Annotated in this window: 16 protein-coding genes and 3 pseudogenes; 10 read left to right on the forward strand and 9 right to left on the reverse strand. The window is 67.4% G+C overall.

Annotated elements, in window-relative coordinates; translation table 11 throughout:
• Positions 1 to 419: 419 nt before the first annotated feature.
• Together OG972_RS48340 and OG972_RS48345 are read right to left on the reverse strand one after the other, a co-directional pair.
• Positions 420 to 1,646, reverse strand: coding sequence for an IS110 family transposase (locus tag OG972_RS48340; RefSeq protein WP_266992992.1), 1,227 nt, complete (start codon positions 1,644 to 1,646; stop codon positions 420 to 422).
• 239 nt (positions 1,647 to 1,885) lie between these two features.
• Entirely contained in the window at positions 1,886 to 2,971 is a 1,086-nt protein-coding gene (locus tag OG972_RS48345) for an integrase core domain-containing protein (protein WP_266993478.1), read from the reverse strand.
• Between the two features lie 125 nt (positions 2,972 to 3,096).
• On the opposite strand from OG972_RS48345, the gene OG972_RS48350 reads away from it, so the two are divergent.
• The 3 genes and pseudogenes from OG972_RS48350 (at position 3,097) to OG972_RS48360 (ending at position 6,913) form a co-directional block, all read left to right on the forward strand.
• Positions 3,097 to 4,905: a polymorphic toxin-type HINT domain-containing protein gene (locus OG972_RS48350; protein WP_323136006.1), complete on the forward strand. Its 1,809-nt coding sequence runs from the start codon at positions 3,097 to 3,099 to the stop codon at positions 4,903 to 4,905.
• A gap of 167 nt (positions 4,906 to 5,072) precedes the next feature.
• A complete protein-coding gene (locus OG972_RS48355; RefSeq protein WP_266993480.1) occupies positions 5,073 to 5,783 on the forward strand; it encodes a hypothetical protein in 711 nt (236 codons plus the stop codon).
• 81 nt (positions 5,784 to 5,864) lie between these two features.
• Positions 5,865 to 6,913 (forward strand): annotated as a pseudogene (locus OG972_RS48360) (integrase).
• A 150-nt stretch (positions 6,914 to 7,063) separates the two neighbouring features.
• On the opposite strand, the gene OG972_RS48365 reads toward OG972_RS48360, so the two are convergent.
• Both OG972_RS48365 and OG972_RS48370 read right to left on the reverse strand, forming a co-directional pair.
• The gene (locus OG972_RS48365; protein WP_266993482.1) at positions 7,064 to 7,696 is read right to left on the reverse strand and encodes a DUF2461 family protein; all 633 of its coding nucleotides are present in this window, start codon (positions 7,694 to 7,696) and stop codon (positions 7,064 to 7,066) included.
• A 14-nt stretch (positions 7,697 to 7,710) separates the two neighbouring features.
• Positions 7,711 to 7,905, reverse strand: coding sequence for a hypothetical protein (locus OG972_RS48370; RefSeq protein ID WP_266993484.1), 195 nt, complete (start codon positions 7,903 to 7,905; stop codon positions 7,711 to 7,713).
• Between the two features lie 273 nt (positions 7,906 to 8,178).
• Here OG972_RS48370 and OG972_RS48375 point away from each other — a divergent pair, with 273 nt between their 5' ends.
• Positions 8,179 to 8,775, forward strand: coding sequence for a nucleotidyltransferase domain-containing protein (locus OG972_RS48375; protein WP_323136007.1), 597 nt, complete (start codon positions 8,179 to 8,181; stop codon positions 8,773 to 8,775).
• A 48-nt stretch (positions 8,776 to 8,823) separates the two neighbouring features.
• Here the strand turns inward: OG972_RS48375 and OG972_RS48380 are convergent, their stop codons facing one another.
• From OG972_RS48380 to OG972_RS48395, 4 genes and pseudogenes are all read right to left on the reverse strand, one after another.
• A complete protein-coding gene (locus OG972_RS48380) occupies positions 8,824 to 9,345 on the reverse strand; it encodes an NUDIX domain-containing protein (protein ID WP_266993486.1) in 522 nt (173 codons plus the stop codon).
• Positions 9,346 to 9,439: 94 nt separating this feature from the next.
• Positions 9,440 to 11,080, reverse strand: coding sequence for a hypothetical protein (locus OG972_RS48385; protein WP_266993488.1), 1,641 nt, complete (start codon positions 11,078 to 11,080; stop codon positions 9,440 to 9,442).
• A 128-nt stretch (positions 11,081 to 11,208) separates the two neighbouring features.
• Positions 11,209 to 11,598, reverse strand: a pseudogene (locus OG972_RS48390) (M18 family aminopeptidase); the annotation flags it as partial.
• Complete coding sequence (locus tag OG972_RS48395; RefSeq protein WP_266993706.1) at positions 11,499 to 11,705, reverse strand: winged helix-turn-helix domain-containing protein; 207 nt, start codon at positions 11,703 to 11,705, stop codon at positions 11,499 to 11,501. The pseudogene OG972_RS48390 and the gene OG972_RS48395, both read right to left, overlap by 100 nt.
• A gap of 590 nt (positions 11,706 to 12,295) precedes the next feature.
• Here OG972_RS48395 and OG972_RS48400 point away from each other — a divergent pair.
• The 6 genes from OG972_RS48400 to OG972_RS48425 all read left to right on the forward strand — a co-directional run bounded on the left by OG972_RS48400 (position 12,296) and on the right by OG972_RS48425 (position 22,195).
• Positions 12,296 to 12,463, forward strand: a complete 168-nt coding sequence (locus OG972_RS48400) for a hypothetical protein (protein WP_266993490.1) — start codon at positions 12,296 to 12,298, stop codon at positions 12,461 to 12,463.
• Between the two features lie 353 nt (positions 12,464 to 12,816).
• Positions 12,817 to 13,338 carry an AraC family transcriptional regulator gene (locus OG972_RS48405; protein WP_266993492.1) on the forward strand — a complete coding sequence of 174 codons (522 nt, stop codon included), beginning with the start codon at positions 12,817 to 12,819 and terminating at the stop codon, positions 13,336 to 13,338.
• Positions 13,335 to 14,087, forward strand: coding sequence for an IS6 family transposase (locus tag OG972_RS48410; protein ID WP_266977655.1), 753 nt, complete (start codon positions 13,335 to 13,337; stop codon positions 14,085 to 14,087). Before OG972_RS48405 ends, OG972_RS48410 begins: the two co-directional genes overlap by 4 nt.
• A 94-nt stretch (positions 14,088 to 14,181) precedes the next feature.
• A complete protein-coding gene (locus OG972_RS48415; RefSeq protein ID WP_266993494.1) occupies positions 14,182 to 14,691 on the forward strand; it encodes a hypothetical protein in 510 nt (169 codons plus the stop codon).
• Positions 14,692 to 15,717: 1,026 nt separating this feature from the next.
• Positions 15,718 to 21,528: a family 78 glycoside hydrolase catalytic domain gene (locus tag OG972_RS48420; protein WP_266993496.1), complete on the forward strand. Its 5,811-nt coding sequence runs from the start codon at positions 15,718 to 15,720 to the stop codon at positions 21,526 to 21,528.
• 61 nt (positions 21,529 to 21,589) lie between these two features.
• A complete protein-coding gene (locus OG972_RS48425) occupies positions 21,590 to 22,195 on the forward strand; it encodes a hypothetical protein (RefSeq protein WP_266993498.1) in 606 nt (201 codons plus the stop codon).
• Between the two features lie 122 nt (positions 22,196 to 22,317).
• Here OG972_RS48425 and OG972_RS48430 read toward each other — a convergent pair.
• Positions 22,318 to 22,818 (reverse strand): annotated as a pseudogene (locus OG972_RS48430) (IS30 family transposase); the annotation flags it as partial.
• Between the last annotated feature and the right edge of the window lie 2 nt (positions 22,819 to 22,820).

Consider the following 22,820-nt stretch of genomic DNA (forward strand, 5'->3'; position numbering starts at 1 on the left):
GCTGTTCATCACATCGCGACAGCTTTGGGAGAACAAAGTCGACCGGCTTGGCAGATGTCTAGCCTCGCGCTTTCGTACGCCCAGCAGAATCTGGAGGTTGGCCATGTAGGTGGTTGATCGTGGTTCGTAAGCTCGTTGTCGCCTGCCGGTGTGAGTCCGGTCCGGGTAGCTGCCAGGAGGCCCGGTAGCAGGCTGGCGGCGTCGGGGGGAAACGCCCGGCGTCGAAGTCCAGCGTCGAAAGCCCTGTGAAGGGGGAGCGAAGAAGCGGTCCGTAGCATCACGCGAAGTCTGCGGCGTCGTTAGAGGCCCGCCCGTGAGGGTGGGGACAGGGAGAGCCGAGCCTGTCCCGCTCGAAAATACGATTCGGCGCTGTGAGCTGCGGTGGTGTCGTTTGGTCAGACACCCCATGTCGTTTGGTGTCAAGCGGCTTGGGGGTGGGCGTGGTGGGACCAGGCGGTTGCTTCGTCGTAGCGGGTGCGGGTTTTGAGGCAGCCGTGGAGGATGCCGACGAGTCGGTTGCCGAGTTGGCGGAGGGCGGGGTTGTAGCCGACTTCGCGGGCTCGTTGTTTGTCGTAGTAGTGGCGGGCGCCGGGTGAGGCGCGCAGGGCGGAGAACGCCTGGGTCTGGAGGGCGTCGGCGAGGCGGTTGTTGCGGACGTAGCGGGCCTGGACGGTGTGGCTCTTGCCGGAGGCCCGGGTGATGGGGCTGGTGCCGGCGTAGTTCTTGCGGGCTTTCGCGCTGGTGTATCGGGTGGGGTCGTCTCCGAACTCGGCAAGCACCCGGGCGCCGGTGATCTCCGCGATGCCGGGCATCGAGAGGTAGATCTCAGCGTCCGGGTGCGCCAGAAAATGCGTCTTCACCTGCTCTTCCATCGCGGCGATCTGCTCGTTCAACGCGATGATCAGACGGGCGTGAGCGGTGGCGGTGGCCGCGTAGGCGGCCGTGACCGGCTCGGGCAGGCCGAGCTGCCGCTCACGCAGCGCGGTCTGGATCGTGGCCGCTTTCGCGGCACGGTTGTGGCGGCGGTGCCGGGTCAGGACGGCGGTGATCTGGGTGCGGGTCAGCTTCGCCGCCGCGGCCGGGGCAGGCGCCTTGATCAGCAGTTCCAGCGCGTCTGTGCTGGTCAGGGTCAGGTCCGCGTAGGCGTTCAGGGCGGCGGGGAAGTACTCGCGCAGGGTGGTGCGCAGCCGCTGGAAGGTGCGGGTGCGTTCCCAGATCAGGGTCTGGTGGGCGCGGGCGACGACCTTGACGGCCTGGGCCTGCTCGCTGTCCCCGGCCACCGGCCGCAGCTGGGCCCGGTCGATGCGGACCATGTCGGCGAGCGCGTGCGCGTCGCCCTTGTCGCTCTTGGCGCCGGAGGAGGCATACCGTTCCTTGAAACGGGCGACCTGCCGGGGGTTGATCGCATAGACCTGGTAGTCGGAGGCGATCAGGGCCTGCACCCAGGAGCCGCGGTCGGTTTCGATCCCGACCACCACCTCGCCCGGATCCAGGTCCTCGCCGCCGTGGCGGGCGAGGAGTTCGTGCAGTTTGGCGATGCCCGCCACTCCCTCGGGCAGGTTCGCGGCGGCCAGCTTCCGGCCGGTCTCGTCCTGGATCTCGACATCGTGGTGGTCCTCGGCCCAGTCATCACCGATCAGCAGCAACAGACCCTCCCCAGTCACGTACTTGACACAGCGGTGCAGCCTGCGGAAGGCACGGCACGCGGCCTAATGGATCCAGTGCTCACACCCTGACGGGCGGGCACGCCACCCCATCAGCGGTCTGGCCTCCCGGCCGACCAGCAGGGGCACGGTCTGACCTCAGAAGTCGATGCTTCCGGCGGCGTTAGTGCTCACCTGCTGGCGGCTACGGAACCGAGCATTCCCCAGTTCCGTAGCTCCCATTAGGCGGCGCGGTGATACTGGTTGATCAATCCTCCGAGGATGGGTTGTCGCCGGATCCGGTGGGCCTGGAGGTCGGTGATGGCGGCAGGGTTGGACGGTTGGTCGCTGTCCGGGGGTAGCTGCTGGCGGGATTGGTGGGGACGGTGTCCGTTGTAGTGCTGGATGTACTCGGTCAGCGCTTTCACGGCGTGGGCCTCGTTGTAGATCAGCATGCGGTCGAGGAGCTCGCGGCGGAGGGTTCCCACGACTCGCTCGCAGATCGCGTTCGCTTTGGGTGCCCGTGGTGGGCTGAGCAGAATCTCCACGCCGTCGGCCTCGAAGACGGCGTCGAAGGCACGGGTGTACTTGCTGTCCCGGTCCCGGAGGAGGAAACGCAGCGAGTCGATGCGGCGGTCCAGGATCACGGCGGGGTTCCTGGCCTGCTGGACGGTCCATTGCGCGGTGGGATGGGCGGTGACGCCGGCGAGGTGGAGGCGCCGGGTGCCGTGCTCGATGACGACCAGGGCGTAGAGGCGCTTGAGTGACACGGTGTCGAGGTGGAGGAAGTCGGCGGCGATGATGCCGTGGGCCTGGGCGGTGAGGAACTGGCGCCAGGTCGGCCCGGAGCGCTGCGGGGCGGGGTCGATGCCGGCGGCATGCAGGATCTCCCAGACTGTGGACGGGGCGATTGCGTAGCCCAGGCGGGCGAGTTCGCCCTGAATCCGGCGGTGGCCCCAGGTGCTGTTCTCGCGGGCCAGGCGCAGAATGAGCTGCTTGACGGCGGGCGCGGTGGAGGGTCGGCCGGGGCGGCGGCGTTGGGTGAACGCCCACTTGCGGGCGAGGAGTTGACGGTGCCAGGCCAGCAGTGTGGTGGGGGTGACCGCGAAGACCTGGCGCCGGCGTTCGCGCGGGATCAGCCGGGAGAGTGCGGCGAGCCAGATCCGGTCGGCGGGCTCGTAGCAGACCCGGGCGATCTGCCGGCGCAGCACCGCGTTCTCATGCCGGAGCGCGAGAACTTCCGCATCTTTGGCCATACGGCTGCGCAGTACGGCAGCGGGCACGGTGATCAGATTCCGGACGAGCGTGGCGACGACCGACAGCGACATCCGCAGATCGTCGCAGGCCAGTCGAGGCCTTGTCGCCAGGATCAGCAAACGTGCAGGCCACAGCCGCTAAATCGTATTTTCGAGCGGGACAGGGTACGGGTGCGTCGGCGAAGTCGACGTCGTACGTGTATGACGCGTTTGACCGCACGGCGTCGGAGACCACGTCCGGCACGTCGGGGAAGACGACGCTCTTCACGTACCTGGGCATGGAGTCGAAGGTGCTGCGGGAGGAGGTCGCCGGCAAGGCGACCAAGTCCTACCAGTACAGCCCGTGGGGTCAGAAGCTGACCCAGATCAAGCACAAGGACACCGGTCCCCACGAGTACTCGCAGTACCTCTACCACCCCAAGGGTGATGTGGAGGCGGTCACGAAGGAGGACGGCAACACCCGGGCCACCTACGGTTACACGGCCTACGGCTCGGACGACGACGCGCAGTTCACCGGCGCGGACAAGCCCGACGCACAGAATCCGGACAAGGAGCAGTACAACGACTACCGCTACAACGCGCAGCGGTACGACGACGGCTCCGGCACGTACGACATGGGCTTCCGCAACTACAGCCCGGGTCTGAACCGCTTCCTGACAAGGGACATGTACGGCGGCGCCCTGGACGACATGTCCCTGGCCACCGACCCGTACACCGGCAACCGCTACGCCTTCGCCGGCGGCAACCCCATCACCTTCGTGGAGCTGGACGGCCACCTCTTCGGCATCGACATCTCCCTCTCCGACGTCGGCCACGCAGCCCTCGACGTAGCGGGCATGGTCCCGGTCATCGGCGAGGCCGCAGACGTCGCCAACGGCATCTGGTACATGGCCGAGGGCAACTACGTCGACAGCGCGATGTCCATGGCCGCGGCCATCCCGGGCGCGGGCAACGCGGTCACGGCGGCGAAGTGGGCCAAGAAGGGCGCCAAGGCCGTCGACGCGGTCAAGGGTGCCGCCAAGGCCGGCGGTAAGAAGGTCGCAGGCGGAGTAGAGAAGGTCGCTGGTAAGGCCAAGGCCGGGGTCAAGAAGGCAACGGACAAGGTCAAGGGCGGCAAGAAAGCCTGCACGAAGGGGGCGAAGAAGAACAGCTTCGTCCCCGGCACCAAGGTCGTCATGGCCGACGGGTCCAAGAAGAACATCGAGGACCTCAAGGCCGGCGAGTACGTCCTGGCCTCCGACCCGGAGACCGGCGACCTGCAGGCCCGTCAGATCACCGACACCATCGTCGGCGAAGGACGCAAGCGCCTGGTCCGGGTGACCGTCGACCCCGACGGCGCGAAGGGCCCGGCCGAGCCCGGCACGATCACGGCAACGACCGGTCACCTCTTCTGGCTCCCCGACTTCGGCCGGTGGGTCACGGCCGGGGAACTGAAGCCCGGAATGTGGCTGCAGACCGCGACCGGGGCCTGGTCCCAGGTCACGGGCGTCGACGAGACCGAGCGGACCCAGCGGGTTCACAACCTCACGGTCGACGGAGTCCACACCTACTTCGTGTACGTCGGCGGCACTCCGGCGCTGGTCCACAACGCCAACCCGCCGGTCCAGGGCGCCTGCGCCGTCACCGGTGGGCCCTACCGGGGCGGCCAGTACAAGGACCAGCACGCGAAGAAGGGCGTGATCGAGCGCAATCACATGCCGGCGAGCCAGTCCATCAAGGACGCCTTCGGCATGCCGGAGGGGCAGGGCCTGACCATCCAAATGGACAAGGCCGATCATCACGCCACGGAGAGCTGGGGCAGCAGTTACGACGGGCAGATGCACCGCGCCCACCAGTCGTACCTCCTCAAGCAGGGGCGCCTCACGGAAGCTCTCCAGATGGACATCGACAACGTGAAGTTGAGGTTCCCAGGCAAGTACGATGCCGCAATCGATGAGATGCTCACGAAGCTGCCCAACTTCATCGAAGCCGCAAACAAGGCCGGGTTCAACCGGCCGATCGTCTAATCCCGGAGGCCGCCTTGATCGACATGGAGATTTTGCCGTTGGAGGGCTTTCCCGAGGTGCGCTTCGGGATGTCCAGGCAGTCCGTCAGAGAGACTCTGGGGGAGCCGTCCGTATTTCGCCGCTCGGCATACGCTCCGGTTCTCTCGGACGCCTATCACGGGTTGGGGATGATCCTGGGATACGACGGCAGGGACTCGCTGTGTTCAATCGAGGTGGCCGCCCCGGCGGAGCTGAGCCTGCGAGGCGTGGGACTGCTCGACCGTTCCCACACGGAGGTACTGGCGGAGCTGCGCTCCGCCGGTGTTCCCGTGGAGCAGAAGGGCTCTGATTGGGTTGTCCCGGGGCTGGGCATCGTGCTCGGCAATCCGCATGCGGACGCCCCGGGGGACTTCCGCAGCGTTCTGATCTCCTCACGCACCCGAGTGATTTATGAATTCTCCTTCTTCGAAGGGGAAGGACGAATCGCGCCGGGGCACTTCGAGGTGGATCCCCACCGCGGCTTCGGAGCCGTGCGGCTGGGATCCCCGAGAGAAGAGGTGCGTGAACTGCTCGGCAGCGGAATGGAGTCCGAACCCGAATTCGGGCCTGCCTCGCAGGACCATTTCCTGTCAGCGGGTGCGGCTGTCGGATACGACTCCGAAGGCCGCGTGACACGGGTCGTCATGGCCCGGCCCGCGCAAGTGGTGCACCGGGGCATGGAGCTGATCGGGCACCCGTACGCCGAAGTCGTGGCGGCGGCACGCAGACAGGGCGTCACCGTCGTGGAGCGCGAGGCCGAACTCGTCTTTCCGGAGAGCGGGTTCAGCGTGTGGACGGCGCGCGCCGGAGACGACGCGCTGCCGATCATCGCTGCGGCGCTCGGGTGGCACGACGCGTAGTGTCGGGACCGGGTGCCTGTGACGTGCAGGTTTTCGCGAACGGCCGGTGATCGCTGTGCGGGCGTGTCAGGCTGGTTGATCGTGCTGTTGCGACTGCCCTACCTCGCTGTGTCGAGCGTGTTCGCCTTCATAGATATTGACGCTGCGCCACCAGCTGGCCGTCCTGCAGCGGCAGATCGACAGGCCGCGCGTCACTCCGGCGGACCGTGCTCTCCTGGCAGCGCTTCTCCACCGGTTCCCGAGGCCCAGGCTGAGGCAGCTGCACCTGATCGTCTCCCCAGACACGATCTTGAGGTGGCATCGTGACCTCATGCGCCGTCGTCATGCGGACGCCTCCCGTCGCAAGCGGTCCGGCAGGCCGCCGACCCGTCGCAGCATCCAGGTTCTTGTCCTGCGTCTGGCCCGCGAGAACGGTGGATGGGGCTACAGAAGGATCCACGGGGAACTCGCTGCCCTCGGTATCAAGGTTGCACCTTCCACGGTGTGGGAGATTCTGAAGCAACACGGCATCGAGCCTGCTCCCGAACGTGACCGCCAGACCTGGGCCGCGTTCCTGCGCGGCCAGGCCCACGCGATCCTGGCCTGCGACTTCTTCACCGCCACCACCGTGAACGGCGTAACGCTGTATGTCTTCGCCGCCATCGAGCAAGCCAACCGCCGCATCCGCATCCTCGGCGCCACCGCACACCCCACCGCGGACTGGGTCACCCAGGCCGCGCGGAAAGTCGTGATGGACCTCCAGGACGCCAGCGCCACCGTGACGCACCTGATCAGGGACCGTGACAGCAAGTTCACCCGTGCGTTCGACGCCGTCTTCGAGGCCGAGGACATCGAGATCGTCACCACTGGCATCCGTGTTCCCCGCATGAACTCGATCATGGAACGCTGGGTGCAGACCTGCAGGCACGAGCTCCTCGACCGGACCTTGATCTGAAACCAGGCCCACCTGCTCCACGCACTCGGCGAGTTCGAAGCCTTCTCAGCATCGGCCCCACCGCACCCTGCACAGCGCAGCACCCCTGCGGCCAGACCCCGAGCCGATCACCGAACCCGACCGACTCCACCGGCTGGACGTCCATCGACGTGACCGACTCGGCGGGGTCCTCCACGAGTACGCACACGCCGCTTGACTTGCCGGGACGTAATAATCGGCACCCGCAGCCAGACGGCCATCGGGCGATGGACCACCGGTCGGCGCTGAAGGTGCGCGTCACCTTCTGAGCGCGGGGGCCGACGGCACGGGTTTGGTTCCTCCCGTGCCGCGCGGGGCCCTCGTGATGTCAGGCGGCGCGCTTCACGTGGCGGACCAGCCACATCAGCAGGGCGTCCAGGTCAGCGGCGGCCGAGAGGACTCGGTCGACCGCCTCGGGGGTGTGCAGCCACTCCTCGCAGCCGAGGGGACGGGCGGCGATCAGAGAACGGTGGCGCAGCAGGTTCGTACGGGAGTGGTCTGTCGGATAGCCGCGCGGGGGGCGTTTCATCACGTCCCCGGAGATGTCGTAGCCCTTCTTCCGCACGTCCTCGACGATGGCGGACAGTTCGCGGCCGCTCCCCTCGGAGGCCACGGCTTTGCGGAACATGTCCACCTGGCCGGGATCGGGGTACCACCAGGCGCCCTGGATCTGCAGGCCGTCCAGGGAGAACCGGAGACTGATCTCGATCTTGCGGCCGAGCCGGATCACCGCGCCCTGGTGCTGCCACCACCAGGAGTCGGTGCGGTAGTGCCAGACGGAGAAGTCCTCGTACCGGGGGTCGGTGTCCGCGACCTCGTTGAGCAGGGCGATCATCGGCTGCCGGACCAGGCGTTCGCGGTCCGCGCGGTAGCGCTCGCGAGTCGCGTGGGTCGGTTCGCCCTGGAGCTGCCACAACACGTCCATGGCCTGCTCCGGCCAGCCTGTGAACTGTCCGCGCATGCGCGCAGGATAGCTCACCCATGATCCGCGCGCGCGGAGAGTGAGACGGGCAGGGAGGCGTAGCCCCAGACACGGTGGGAGGTGTTGCGGCGGGGCTCGCCGGCCAGTTCGATGTGCCGTGCGCGGTGGGCGAGTTCGTCGAGGAACACGGAGAGTGCAGTCGATATGAAGCGGGCGGTGAGATTGTGCAGCCGAACTTGAGATCCCACAACCGGCCCGCAGCGGGGTTCTGGAGGTATGCATGCCGTCGACTATCTGGAGCGGGGCCATCTCGTTCGGGCTGGTCACTTCTCTGAACTACGTGGCGCATCGAGCCCTGGTCGGCATCCTCTGGGGATGGCACGATGAGCGCCCATGGATGATCAAGACACTTTTGCTGCCCAGGCTCTGCGGTTGGTCACTACTCGCTTCCCGCACGCTCTGGGTGCCGTGCTAGGAGGCTCGGTTGCCAGGGTCGCGCTACTTCGACCAGTGATCTCGACGTGGCGGTCCTTCTGCCGGACTCGGACACCAGCCGCCGTGAGGTGATACGTCATGAGGGCCGTCTGGCCGAGCTGTTCCTGAACACCCTTGCGGACGTACCGGAATTCTTCGAGTGGGACAGGGCACGCCGCCGAGGCACGGTCCTTTTCATCTATGACCAGGGCCTGCCCTTGATGGACCCGCATGGCCATCTGTCTCGAACGTGCGAACAGGCCCGCGCGGTGCTCGCGGGCGGTCCCCCTCCCCTCACGCTGACGGAAAGGGAACGAAGTCGCTACGGCCTTACCTGCTACATGGACGACCTGGTCGACACCCCGCCGGCCAATCGGTATGAACAGCTTTCCCTCGCCGACTTCACCCTGCGCGAGGCGGCACACCTGCTCACCGCCCACAACGGTGCTTGGACGGGCATTGGCAAGTGGCTGCCCCGCCGACTACTGAGTGCGGACCCGGTGCGTGGCAAGGCTCTGCTGGATGGCCATCAAGCCGTGGCCGATCGCGCCGACCCCGCGCCGTTGGCGACTGCAGCCGAGCAAGTTCTCGATCTGCTCGGCGGACCGCTGCGCGAAGGATACGCACTCCCCTGGCGTACCTGATCCGCGAGCCACATTTCGCGCTCTGGGCGGACGCTCAAGAATTTCGATTCAGCGGGCTGAGTCTTCACGCAGCCGTCGCGCATGTCGACGGACGCGCGATGCGTCCTCGGGGAAGTAGCTGGCCCAGTCCTCGTCCAGGGGTGTCCAGGCCGCTGGCTGTCCGCTCTCTGGGGCCAAAGGCTTCGCAGCCTCCACGATTGCGACGAATGACAACCCAAGGGTGGCCGGCCACTCCGGGTGATAGGACCGCACAGTGGCTGCGGCAGGTTCCGGCAGCAGCTCCACCTCGATGCCGGTCTCCTCGAAAAGCTCGCGCCGCCCTCCCTCCCGAGGTGTTTCTCCCGGCTCAACGCGCCCGCCTGGCGGGACCCAACCGCGCCACCGGTGATGAACCAGCAGCACTCGAGCGAGCGCCTTGTCGAACACCCACACCTCTGCGGCAAGAGGCTCCGAAGGCCCCTCGCCGACGGAAGTCAGCCACTGGCCAGCGCCGTCGAACTCCATTTTCGCCAGCTGGACATCGGCGGCTGCGGCCTGTATCACCCGGTGGTCAAACACATCACGAATCACTGAGACAACATAGGGCGACGGGGCTCTCTCCGCAGTACGTGTGGCGAAGGCCGCCCCGGCTTTGTCCGGGGCGGCCTTCCGCATGTGCTCGTGCTCAGATGACGTCGACGTAGTCCTCGCGCCCCGAGCTCACCAGGTGGGTGCTGTTCGGGTACAGGAGAACCGCGACCCACGTGCCGTCCTTCGAGGCCGTGAAGCCCTTGCTGAAGGTGCCGTCCGAGCGGGTGTAGGTGTTGCCCATGTCGTACCAGGTGCTGGAGCCCTTGGGGCGGAAGAGGATCTTCACCTTCTGGTTGGCGTAGGCTTTCCAGGCGCTCGAGGTGTACTGCTGGAGCTTGCCCTTGTAGGTGATCGTGCGGCCCTTGTGGACCGGCTCGGGCGAGGCATTGCCGTCGGTGATCCGGGTCGGGGTGCGCTTGGCGTACACGACCGCGCTGTACGACTCCTGGAAGTCGCGGCTGCCCTTGAAGTGCGCCCGGTAGTAGCCCTTGTAGGGCGCGTCGAATGTGCCCTTGAACGGTGCGCCGGTTTCGGGGTCGCCGCTGCCCGGCGTGACCGTCTTCACGGTCTTCCAGCCGGTCCTGCCGTCGGCCGAGTACTGGAGTTCGACCTTGTTGACCGCGTTCGAGGGCATCTGCTTTCCGGTGTTCAGCAGGCCCTTGGCGGTGAGTTCGGAGTATTTGTTCAAGGTCGCCGTGAAGCCGGTGATGGACGTCTTGTTCGCGACGTACACGTGGACTGTCTGGAAGCCGCTGTACCCCAGGTACGTCCCGGTGCGCACCTGCACCTCGACCCGTCCCGACCTCGGTACGGTCAGGTTTCCGGTGAAGCGGCCGTCGGCGCCCGTGACGGGCCGTGAGGCGACGCCGGGTCCTCCGTCGCCGCCGTCCCACACCTCGTCGACGACGGCTCCGGCCAGTGGCTTCCACGCCCCGCCGACGTACACCTCGGCCGTGCCGGAGACCGTGGCCGGCTGACCGGCCTTCACGTACACGTCGGTGGCGTCCAGGGTCATGCGCGTCTGCGACTGCACGGCCCTGACCTCGACGCTCTGGTTGGCCCTGGACTGGTACCAGGGCTCGTCCAGCCGCAGCCAGGCGTTGACGTTGGCGATGGACGGGTCGTCCACGGTGTAGGTGGCGGTGAAACGGCCGTCGGCGCCGGTCGTGGTCGTCTTGTCGGCCTCGTTGGAAATCTCGAGGTCCACCTGCTTGCCCGCTGCCGGTGTCGTCTCGCCGGTGCGCGGGTCGGTGACCGTGAAGCCGCCCGTGACGGTGACGTCCTGGTGCTTGTAGTCAGGGTTCTGCGGTGTGGCCTGAAGGTCGGTCAGGTTCGCCTCGAGTTCGTACTCGTAGGTGCCCTGGGCCGTGGTGGTGTCCCCGTCGGCGTCGGTCAGGTCGACCATGACGCGGTAGACGCCGAGGTCGGCGAGTCGCAGCGGGGTGCTGGTCCGCCATGAGCCCTGCTGGTCGGTGCCCGAGGCGCGGGTGAAGTCGCTGACCTCGGCGACCTCCGGGTCGCCGGCGGCGGAGTCCGGCGCGTACAGGTGTGCCGTGATGGAGGTGATGGCGCTGTCGGATGAGGCGTACACCGAGACCAGGCCGGAGGCCGGCGTGCCGTCACTGCCCGCGCCGTACAGCACGGGTGCCACCGCGGCGTGCGCGGCCGGCACCGGGCCCAGCAGGACGCCTGCCGCCACAAAGGCGCAGGCGAGTGCCAGGGATCGTTTTCTCACGTGAAGTCCCCCCACGAGACTGTGAAGAGCGCGGATCGCTCGGGAGCGAAGCGCATTGTACGTCGCGGTACCCCAATTTAAACAGGTTCAAAACAGTGGTTCGCGAGGGGGCGCCGGAGCGGCGGAACTCAGTCCTCCAGAAACGCCACCAGCGCGTTCGCCAGGAGGAACGGGTCGTCGGCGCCGCGCAGTTCGCGGACGCTGTGCATGGACAGGATCGCGACGCCGATGTCGACGGTCTTGATGCCGTGCCGGGCTGCGGTGATGGGGCCGATGGTGGTGCCGCAGGGCATGGAGTTGTTGGAGACGAAGGTCTGGAAGGGCACGCCGGCCACGTTCACCCGGCCGCGGCTGCTGCCGCGCACGTGCACCACCGGGCGCTCGCCGCGCGGCGCCCACGTCCGTCCCTTGGGCGGCCTCAGCCCCTGGTCTGTCTCGTCCTCGAAGCATATCCAGCCGTGCCGGGCCGCCGCGGTGGCTTTATCTGCGGCCACACCTCGCGCTTCCACACCTCGATCGCGCCGTCGTCCCGCTCCAGCGCCCGCCGGGCCGGCATCTGCGCGGACCAGCCGTGCCGGCGCAGCAGCTTCCACACCCCCTGCACCGTGTACCCGACGTGGAACATCCGGCCGATCAGCGTCTTGATCCGCTTCAGCGTCCACCGCTGGTCCTCCCCGCCCCAGCCGTGCACCAGCGGCCCCCGTGGCCTGCTCCCAGCGGTTCTTCCACAGTTCCTCGGTGGCCATCCACCGTGCTGTTGCCTGGCCGCGGGAGGGGCCGCTGAGGGTGTCTGGTGACGGCTGTCCGGACCACTCCAGCAGTACCTGGACCAGGGCCCACAGGGACCTGAAGTCCTTTGCCGGGCTGCCCTCTTCGAACCAGCCGCCGACCGTGGTGGGCCCGAGCTTCGTCAGCCCGGCCTGCTCCAGCCGGCGGTTTGCCTCGTCGATCGCCTCCGTGCGGTTTCTGCCCTGAAGCGCCGTCTCCTCCAGTTCCCGCAGTGCTTCGTGCAGCGCCTGCCGTCCCGCGCTGAGGTTCGTCCTCTTGCCCACCGCAGTCCTTCCCGCGCGCCCCGGATCCGGCGGATCCGCTCAGGTCCGGACTGGGTACGTGCCTGACCTGACCCTATGTCGATGTCGTCCGCTCGGTCCGGCACATCTTCGTCGTTCCGGGCCGTTCTTGTGGGATGGCCCTCGTGCCGTTCGAGGGACTGCCATGGACGTCACCGCCTGGGCCCTGGTGCCCGTGGCCAGCATGCTGGTCGCGGCCACCGCGGCCGTGCTGGTCGTCGTCGTCGCGCTGAAAGGCACCGCCTCGCGGGACCGTGCCACGGTCCTGAGGGCCGTCGCCGAGGTGATCCTCGCCGTGCGAGGTCGCAGGTGAGGGCCCGCCTTCGGCCCCCGCAGCGCCGGCCGTGTCCGCGTCACCGGACTGGTAGCAGGTTGTCGTCATACCGCCCCCTGATCGTCGTGCCTGCTCACCTTCTGTTGCCCACGGCCGGGCGTCAATGAGGATGAGGTGGTTGGTGCCGGCGGCCGAGGTCCGGATGCGGGTCAAGAGCGGTGGCGTGAGGATCGGAGTAATGGCGGTGGCCCGGGCGTCCCTGGCCCCGCAGGGTTCTTCCCAACCGGACGCCTCCCGGCAGCCCAAGGGGTCCTGGGAGGTAAGCATGCCGTCGACGATCTGGAGCGGGGCGATCTCGTTCGGGCTGGTCACTTCTCTGAAAGTCCCACCTGGTGGGCGCTGGCGCTCGGAGGACAACGGCCAAGCTGCTGAACGCCCGGCAGGCGCTGCGCAAGGCAGGGCGGTGCGGGTCCCGACCGCCCGCCGGGCGTTGCTCGAACGAACCGCACGAGATGCTGACGCTGCTGGAGGAGGAGCTAATGCGACGGCTGTGCGAGACCGTCGGCCTGGGGCTGGTCCGCCATACGAGCAGCGTCATCGCGGCGACCAGCGGGGCGGTGGCGATCGGCGACCTGAGCGTGGCAGCCGGTGTCAGCAGCCCTCATCTGGCACAGCGGTTCAAGGGGCTCATCGGCGTCACGCCGAAGCGGCTGACCCGCACCTACCGCTTCGCCGCCACCGTGTTCGCGATCAACCCCGCCGGACCGGTCGACTGGGGCGACCTCGCCGGTGGCGCAGGCTACTTCGACCAGGCCCACTTCGGCCACGAGTTCCGGGCGTTCACCGGGCTCACGCCGACCCGGTACGTCGAAGGGCGTTGTCAGGTTGAGTGGTGGCCTTCTCAGGCGGCATGATCATCCGTCTGGTCGAATCGCTGGAGGGGCTGTCCGTGGTGACGCCGTCGTACCGGGGTTTCCGCTTCCCTCCGGAGGTCATCTCCCACTGCGTGTGGCTGTACCACCGCTTCAACCTGAGCCTGCGCGACATCGAGGAGCTGATGCTCGAGCGCGGCATCGAGGTCAGCCACGAGACAGTCCACCAGTGGACGCGCCGGTTCGGCCCGGCTTATGCCGCTGCTCTACGTCGGCGCCGTCCGGGGCCTGGTGACAAGTGGCACTTGGACGAGGTGTTCGTCAAAATCAACGGCGTGCAGCGGTACCTGTGGCGGGCCGTGGACCAGCACGGGAACGTGCTCGACATCCTGCTGCAGAACCGGCGGGACGAGGCCGCGGCCAGGCGTTTCTTCCGGAAGCTGATGAAGAAGACCCGGTCGGTGCCCCGGGTGATCGTCACCGACAAGCTCCGCTCCTACGGCGCCGCCCACCGCCACGAGATGCCGTCGGTCGAACACCGCTCGCACAAGGGCCTGAACAACCGGGCCGAGAACTCCCACCAGCCGACGAGGCAACGCGAGCGCGCGATGAAAGGCTTCCGATCGGTGGGTGCCGCACAACGGTTCCTGGCCGCGTTCAGCGGCATCTCACCCCACTTCCGACCCCGCCGTCACCTCCTCACCGCCCCGAACTACCGCGCCGAGATGATCATCCGCTTCGCGATCTGGGACCAGATCACCGGCGTCGCCAGCCTGCCCGCCGTAGCCTGAGCCGCTGTCACCACCGAAGCCGAAACGCGTCGAACCGGCTCACACCCTCGAGCACTCGCTCAACCTGACAAAGCCGTCGGTGGAGCTCAGCTCAGTGATCATCGCGGTGGCAGGCGTCGCAGGAACTCTGGGAGGATCGCTGCTCACCCAGCGCGGCTCCGAACGAGCGAAGCTCCGGGAAATAGAGCTCGTTCGTGAACATGAAGAGATCCGCGAGAGCCGTTCACTGCGACGTACCTGCTATGCGGAACTCAACCGAGATGCCCCGCAGTTCAATACCGCACTCAACCGCCACCTGCACGTCATGAGGGAGCGCGGCGCGGAGGATGCCGACAGCGTCGCGCTCGATGAAGCAAAGAACGCGCACCGTGATCGATACTCCGAAGCACAGATGATCGCCCCCGAAGAAGTACTCATGCGAGCGAGTGCCGTCAACCAAGCTCTGAACAAGGTCTACGGCCAGGTCAAGCGCCTCGAACGCGGTGCCCCCGGACCGGGCGAAACGACGGAGACCGCGGCTCAGGCCCAGTACGAGGTCTGGGGCATGCTCCGAACTATGAGAACCGCTATGCGTCACGACCTGGGTGTGTCGCATGAAGATTGAGAGCTGGCACTCAGCTCCGTGCGGTCTCTCTTATCTGCCTCGACCAGCCAAAGGCTGACCGTGCGTGCCGCCGCGCCCGACCTGCTCCGGCCCGCCCGGGTTGTCCGCGAATCGCGAAGAGGGCGCCAGGCCGTGCTGGCCACCGACCCGTACTGACCCCACCAGTTCCGGGAGCACGGACCGTGGGTGAGGCATGTTGGGCGGCCGCGGCTTGAACGCTCTGGAGCAATCACAAGGCGTCGTCGGCCGACGCGCCAGCCGGGCCTTCGCGCTCGAGCGGCTTGCCGACGAAAGACCGGGCCGCGTCCAATCGAGGCGGCCCGCGCCCAGTGCCGCCGCCAGGCCGCGGCCACCGAGGCCGAAACGACGGAGCGTGTCAGTTCTCGGCGAGGCGGCCGGACAGACCGCATGGTCGCTCCCGACCACGGCGTTGACCCGACCCGCAGACGTGCCGCACCTGGGCTCGGACAGCAGTGTCTGAAAGGCTGTGCGCCTGCGGCTCGGCGGCGAGGACGTGGACTTCGGGCCCACCGCCGGGTACCGAGGCCGCCGGGGGCGCGGTCGCCTGATCCTTGGCTCCGGCCGGCGGATCGACCGCAGGGCCATGTACGCCGAGCCGCCGCCCGTTTCGCCGCCCTGGGGATCAACTTCGACCCGCGTCGTCCGGCGCGCGGCTGGGCGCGCGCCCGAGGCGCCGGCACGCGAACTCGACACCAGCGAGCGGGCCCTGCGCCGCAGGTTGCGGGCCCTGTGCGACCTCCTCGACGTGGGACGCCGATCGAGGCGGTCGTCTGGGCGGTTCGCGGTGAGCTCAGCTGAGATCGCCGCCACGGCTTGACAATGTGTCGTTTCAATCAACGGTAAGCGTGGGCTCGGTGGCGTGGTTGCGCACCTGGGCGCAATCAAGTGCGGTGGCCGATGTTGTCCAAACCCTTGACATGTGACGGCTGCCACATCATTTTTGGAACGTTTCACCTCGCAGTGGGAACCGCGAGGGCCCCCTCTTGCCACGAAAGGCCCGTCGGCATGACGCCTGCCAGACCAGTTGCCGCACTCCCTGTCCCACCCGCCACCCCAGTGGGGCGCCGGTTCTTCGCGCTGCTTGCGGCCCTCGTCATGGTGACCGTCGCCTTCCTGGTCGCGGACCCGGCGGCCGGTGCAACGAAGGGGAACGGCCTCGCGGTCGGCGCTCTCCAGACGAACGCCCGGACCGACCCGCTCGGCATCGCGGGCAACGCCCCGACGTTCAGTTGGAAGTCGACGTCGGGCGCCCGTGGCGTGGTGCAGAGCGCGTACGAGGTCCGGGTCGGCACGAGCGCAGCCGCCGACGACGTGTGGTCCTCGGGGAAGGTCGAGTCGAGCGACCAGCTCGACGTGCGGTACGCCGGGCCGGACTTGGCCTCGCAGACCCGCTACTACTGGCAGGCCAGGGTCTGGGACGGCGACGACCAGGCCGGCGACTGGAGCGCTCCGAGCTGGTTCGAGACCGGCATCCTGGACGCCGCCGAGTGGACCGGCGACTGGATCGGCAAGTCCGCCGGCGGCGAGATGGACAAGTGGACCGACTACACCACAGACGTCGACTTCACCCTCGACAACCTGGCGTTGGGCGTCTACCTGCGCGCGTCGGACACCGGGAACGCGTACATGTGGCAGGTCAGCACCGCCGACGGGACCGCAGTCCCGAAGTTCCGGCCGCACAAGAAGGTCAACGGCGGCTACTCCCTGCTCGGGAACATCCCGATCACGACCCTGACATCCGCCCAACTGCTCACCGGCACACACCGCCTGTCGATCACCGTCGACGGCCCCACGATCACCACGAGGCTCGATGGCGCCGAGATCGACAGCCGCACCGATGCCACGTTCGCCAAGGGCTTCATCGGTTTCCGCCAGGACCTCGCCAACGAGGGACCCGAGACAGCGCACATCCACGCGGTCAAGGTCACCTCGAAGGCCGGCGACGTGCTGTTCCGGACCGACTTCTCCGGGCCCACCGACCCGTTCACCGGCGGCACCCTGACGCCGGACGGCCTGCTCGTGGAGAAGAAGCTCGACGCGATCCTGCGGACCAGCGACAGCAATCTGCCGCTTCTGCGCAAGGAGTTCACCACCGACCCCGACAAGACGGTCGCCCGGGCCAGGGTGTACGCCTCCGCGCACGGCACCTACGAGCTGGAGCTCAACGGCAAGAAGGTCGGCGACCAGTTCCTGGCCCCTGGCGACACCGACTACAGGAAGCGCATCCAGTACCAGACCTATGACGTCACCGATCAGCTTGCCAACGGCCGGAACGCGATCGGCGCGGAGCTCGGTGACGGCTGGTGGGCCGGCAAGGTCGGCATGTGGGGCCCCGGCGTGTTCGGCAACTCGGTCGGCCTGATCGCGCAGGTGCGCATCGACTACACCGACGGCACCCATCAGGTCATCAAGACCGACGGCACGTGGAAGAGCCACTCGGGTCCATACGTGGCTGCCGACAACATCGACGGTGAGACGTATGACGCGGGGGCCGAACAGCCCGGCTGGGACCGCCCCGCCTACGACGACGCGGCGTGGAACCCTGCCACAGTCGGCGCCTCCGACACCGCCAAGCTGGTGCCGCAGCCCGATGAGCCCGTGCGCGCGACCGGCGAGCTTCCGGCACTCACCAGGACCAGTCCTTCCGCCGGTACTTACGTCTACGACCTCGGCCAGAACATGGTCGGCGTCGCCCGGATGCGCCTGCAGGGCGTCACGGGACAGACCGTCAAGATCCGCTACGGCGAGGTCCTCAACAAGGACGGGAGCCTCTACACCGCCAACCTCCGCGCGGCCAAGGTCACCGACTACTACACGTTCAGCACGAGCGGCACGGTCGTCTACGAACCGAAGTTCACGCAGCACGGCTACCGCTACCTCGAGATCTCGAATGTCACGAGCGCACCCGAACTCGGCGATGTCACCGGCGTCGTCTGGGGTTCCGATCTCAAGGCGACCGGAACGCTGACGACCTCCAACGCGATGCTCAACCAGCTCCAGAGCAACATCTCGTGGGGACAGCGCGGCAACTTCCTGTCGATCCCGACCGACACCCCGGCCCGTGACGAGCGCCTCGGCTGGACCGGCGACATCAACGTCTTCTCGCCGACCGCGAGTTACCTGCGCGACACCCGCGCGTTCCTCGGCAAGTGGACGACCGACCTGCGTGACTCCGCCTATAGCAATGGCAACTACCCGGGCATCGCTCCATCGGTGCCGACGATCGACATGGGCAGTGGCCTCGGTTGGTCCGACTCGGCGGTCACGGTGCCGTACGCGGTGTGGCACGCGCAGGGTGACAACGCCATCGTGCGGGCCAACTACGCGTCGATGAAGAAGTTCCTCGGCTTCGTGAAGAACGGCGCGGGCGACGACCTCATCGACTCGGCGCGTGGCAACTGGAACGACTGGCTCAACCTCGACGACAACACCGGCACCGATGTCCTCGGCACCGCGTACTACGCCGAAGACGCGCGCATGCTTTCGGAGATGGCGAAGGCGATCGGTGAGGACGCCGACTCGGCGACCTATGCGAAGCTCTCAGCCGATGTGCGCGATGCCTTCACGTCGAAGCTCGTGGCGGCCGACGGCACGGTCCAAGGCGGGAGCCAGACGGCATACGCCATGGCGCTCGGCATGAACCTCGTGACTGATCCGGCGCTGCGCGAGAAGGTCGGCGAGAAGTTCGTCGCCAAGCTCAAGACCAGCGACTACCACCTCACGACCGGGTTCCTCGGAACACCGTGGCTTCTGCCGGCGCTCAGCAGCATCGGGCGGTCCGACCTGGCCTACACGATGATCCTCAAGAAGGACTACCCGTCGTGGGGCTACGAGATCGAGCACGGTGCCACCACGATGTGGGAACGCTGGAACTCGATCAACCCCGATGGCAGTTTCGGCGATGTCAGCATGAACTCCTTCAACCACTACGCCTATGGCGCGGTCGGTGACTGGATGTATCAGAACATCGGCGGCATCTCGGCGATCAAGGCCGGCTACAAGGAGTCGAAGATCGCCCCGGCCATGGGCGGCGACCTGACCAGCGGCCATGGAACCTACGAATCCGTGTACGGGACGATCGGCTCGAACTGGAAGAAGACCGATCAGGGAATGTCCCTGGACATCACGGTCCCGGTCAACACGACCTCGAGAGTCAGCATCCCGGCCCGAAACATCGAGGCCGTGACCGAGGGCGGCACGCCGATCACGAAGGCCGATGGTGTCAGCGATGTATCGGTCGGCAAGGGCGTCGTGACGTTCACCGTCGGCTCGGGTTCGTACTCGATCCACTCCGACACTAAGCGCGCCCTGTTCGGCGACATCGTCTCTGAAATCCACAAGACCGACGACCATGCCGGCGACCTGGCAACAGCGGGTGACCTCGGTGCGGCGAGCCGCACCCACATCGGTGGGGCACTCGACACCGCGAGCGGCAAGGTCGAGGATGCCCTCGCGGCGGACGTCGCAGGCGATTCGGGTCAGGCATCGCAGCGGCTGAGCGACGGCGTGGCGACAATCCGTACCCTCAAGACCTGGCTGGCCGACTCGTCGGTCGACGGACCGGTCAAGAACGACCTGACGACCCGTCTGGAGTCGATCGAGGCGCTGTTCGGCAAGGCGGTCGCCGCGAGTCTCGGAATCTCGGTGGTTGTCCCGCCCGTCGCCGATCCGGGGCTGCCCGGAGCGAGCGTCCCCGGAACGATCGGGATCGCGAATGCCGGTGATGTCGGGATCAGCGATCTGAAGGCCGTCGTGACGGTCGACGACTGGAATGTCGACCCGACCAGCTCGACCAAGGACACGGTCGGAGCGGGCGACAGCGCACAACTGCCGTTCACGGTCAGTGTGCCGAAACACCAGAAGCCCGGCACGTATGACGCCTCGGTCAAGCTGACCTTCACCAGCCAGTACGGGACGTTCACCCTGAACGACTCGACGCCGTGGGTCTCGGTGACGTCGGGCGTTGACATCACCACCGTGACGTCGGCCAACCCGGTCGACGGCTCCGACGAGAAGGCCACTCTGACCGCGACTGTCAAGAACAACAGCCGCTCCGCCGTGTCGGGCCAGGTCACGGCGGTCCTGCCGGAAGGGTGGAAGACCCCGCCCGCCTCCGACCGGGTCACGATCGAGCCCGGGGCGACCAAGGTCGTCGTACTCCCGCTGTTCCCCGGACTCGAGACCGTCGCGGGTGACCAGGACGCCGAGGTCGACTTCGTCGATGAGGGTGCGATGCTCGCCAGCAAGAACGCGACGATCAGGGTCAACCTCGCGGTACCGCCGACGCAGGATGTCCTCGACTACGTCGACTTCGGCAACGCGGCTTCGGAGAATGCCCACGCAATCATGGCCGCACCGGCCAGCGGGACGAACATCGAAGCCGGCCTCGACCGACGCTATGCGAACTCGGCCAACCCGGGCTCGTGGTACTCGGCCGTGGTGCATGTGACGCCGGGTAAGCCTTTCATGCTCCGCAACCGGGAGACGTTCGACGGCGCCAGGACGAAGAAGTACAACATCTACGTCGACGACACCCTGGTGAAGACGTACATGCTGAAGCGCACCGAGACCGGTATGGGCACGAAGACCTATCAGACGGTCATCGATGATCCCGCCGCGATCGACAACGACGGCACCGTACGGATCAAGTACGAGTTCCCGCTCGATGCCTCGGGCTACTTCGACCCGTCGATCGCTGACAGCTGGGTGCTGCCGGTGTCCGACGACAGCCTGGCTCCGCTGGCCTCCGCGACGGTAACCAGTGCCGCCGCGCCTGGCGACAACGGCTGGTACCGGGGTGACGCCTCCGTGGCCGTCACCGCCGTCGACAACCGGGACACCGCTCCCTCGGTCGAGGTCGGCCAGTCCGCCGGTTGGCAGGCGTACGTCGCTCCGGTCATGGTCAGCGGTGACGGCAAGCACTCGGTCTACTACCGGGCGAAGGACACGGCCGGCAACTCCACCGGTCAGCGGACCGCGCAAATATGGATCGACGGGACCGCTCCCGTCACCCAGCTCGCGGTCACCCGCGGGCCCGGGACGGCGGAGGCAGACCGGGCCATGGTCGGCTTCACCGCCCAGGACACGCTCAGCGGCGTCGCGACGACGACCTACCGGATCGACGGGAGCGCCTGGAAGGTGCTGGCCGGCGAGACTCCTGCGGTCGAGGGCTTCGGCCGGCACACGGTCGACTTCTTCTCCACCGACGTGGCCGGAAACCCGGAGCCGGTGCACTCGGTGGCCGTCGACCTGGCGGACGTGGACACCATCAAGGCCCTGGTCGCTCCCCAGATCGCCGGGACACCGAAGTACGGCTCGGTGCTGACCGCGACCACGGGTTCGTGGAACACCAAGGGCCTGTCGTTCGCCTACCAGTGGCGCCGCGACGGGCATCCGATCGGCGCCGCGAACGCCTCGACCTACCGGCTGGTCCGGGCCGACATGGGGCATCGGCTGTCGGTGACGGTGACCGCGTCCAAGGCCGGAAAGGCTCCGGCGTCGTCGACCTCGGCCGAGACCGCCAGGGTGACCGCGGCGAAGTCTCAGGTCGTCGTCGGCCTCTCCGCGACGTCGGTGAAGAAGAAGCAGTCGGTGACGCTCACGGTCACGGTCTCGACCACGGCGGGCACACCGGGCGGGAGCGTGCTGGTCTACGAGAACGGGCACCGGGTCAAGACCCTCACACTCTCGGCCGGCGGCACGGCCTCGACTGCGCTGACGATGAATCAACGGGGCCTGCGCACCCTGAAGGTGGTCTACGCCGGCGACGCGTCGGTCGAGGGATCCTCCTCCCAGGTGCACGTTCGCGTGCTCTGATCCACGAGCCCCGCCCGATCCACCGCCAACCGCCAACCGACAGCCGAGCCGAGGAGTCCCCGTGAAGATCGCCCTGCGCGCCCGGCTTGTCACCTTCACTCTGGCAGCGGCCTTCGTCGTGGCGATGCTTCCCGGCGTGACGCAAGTGGCGCAAGCCGCGTCCGCCGAGCCGACGTCCTGTGGGGACAACGCCGGCTCGGCGGGCTTCCAACCCGTGCTCCAACTCGACGTTCCGACGGGCGCCGACTGGAGCAACCAGAACGTGCCGTACTCATTCGACGACACCGCTTCGGTGTCCGGCGGTTTCGACCGCGTCGGGTACTGCCTGGAGACGACTTCGGGCTCGGGCACCCAATGGGTGTGGGCCGACATGGAAGCGTTCACGGACGATCCCGGACGTCTGGGACTGCCCACCCGGCCGGGGCAGATCACGCGCCAGCGGGTCGACGACCTCGACGTCGCCTCCAACGTCCCCGACGTCAGGACCGGCACCGGGATGCCCGGGTACCTAGAGATGTGGCCCAACTCGTACGAGAAGACCGTCAGCGACCAGATCGCCGGCGCCTCCTCCGCGGCGTATGACGCCGATGACGTGCCCTCGCCGGGCTTCTACGGCAGCTTCCAGGTGCACAGCGTCGGCGCGGATCCAGACTCGATCGCAGCCTGACCAACCGACCACGTGTTGCGACGACCACTGGAATCCAAGCGTCGCCGACCGAGCCGATCGATGCCGCGATCCCATTTCGGTCCAGATGCTCGGCCAGCGCGAACGATGTGTACTGCCCGGGTTCAAGGAGTCGTCGCAACACTTCCGTTTTGTGTTGATAGTAGATGACTGTTGAGAGTCTCGGAGGGTGTCCTCCAGCCCAGGGTTTTGCGGGGGCGGCCGTTGAGGGCAGCTGCGACGGCAGCGAGATCCTCGCGGGTGTGTCTGCTGAGGTCGGTGCCCTTCGGGAAGTACTGCCGTAGCAGCCCGTTGGTGTTCTCGTTCGTGCCGCGCTGCCAGGGGCTGTGCGGGTCGGCGAAGTAGATCTCCAGGCCGGTGTCGATGCGGAGTTCGGCGTGCTGCGCCATTTCCGAACCCTGGTCCCAGGTAAGGGACTTGCGTAGTTGGGCGGGTAGGCGGGTGATCGCTTCCGTCAGGGCGTCGCGTACGGCTGCGGCTCCGTGGCCGGCCAGTGGGGGGCCGTTCTTGGCCCGTGTGCCGTCGTGGCCGGGCATGGGCGGTAGGTGCAGCAGCATCGTGAACCTGCTGGTGCGTTCGACCAGGGTGCCGATCGCGGAGCTGTTGA

Source organism: Streptomyces sp. NBC_01669, assembly GCF_026339735.1.
Classification (GTDB): Bacteria; Actinomycetota; Actinomycetes; order Streptomycetales; family Streptomycetaceae; genus Streptomyces; species Streptomyces yanii.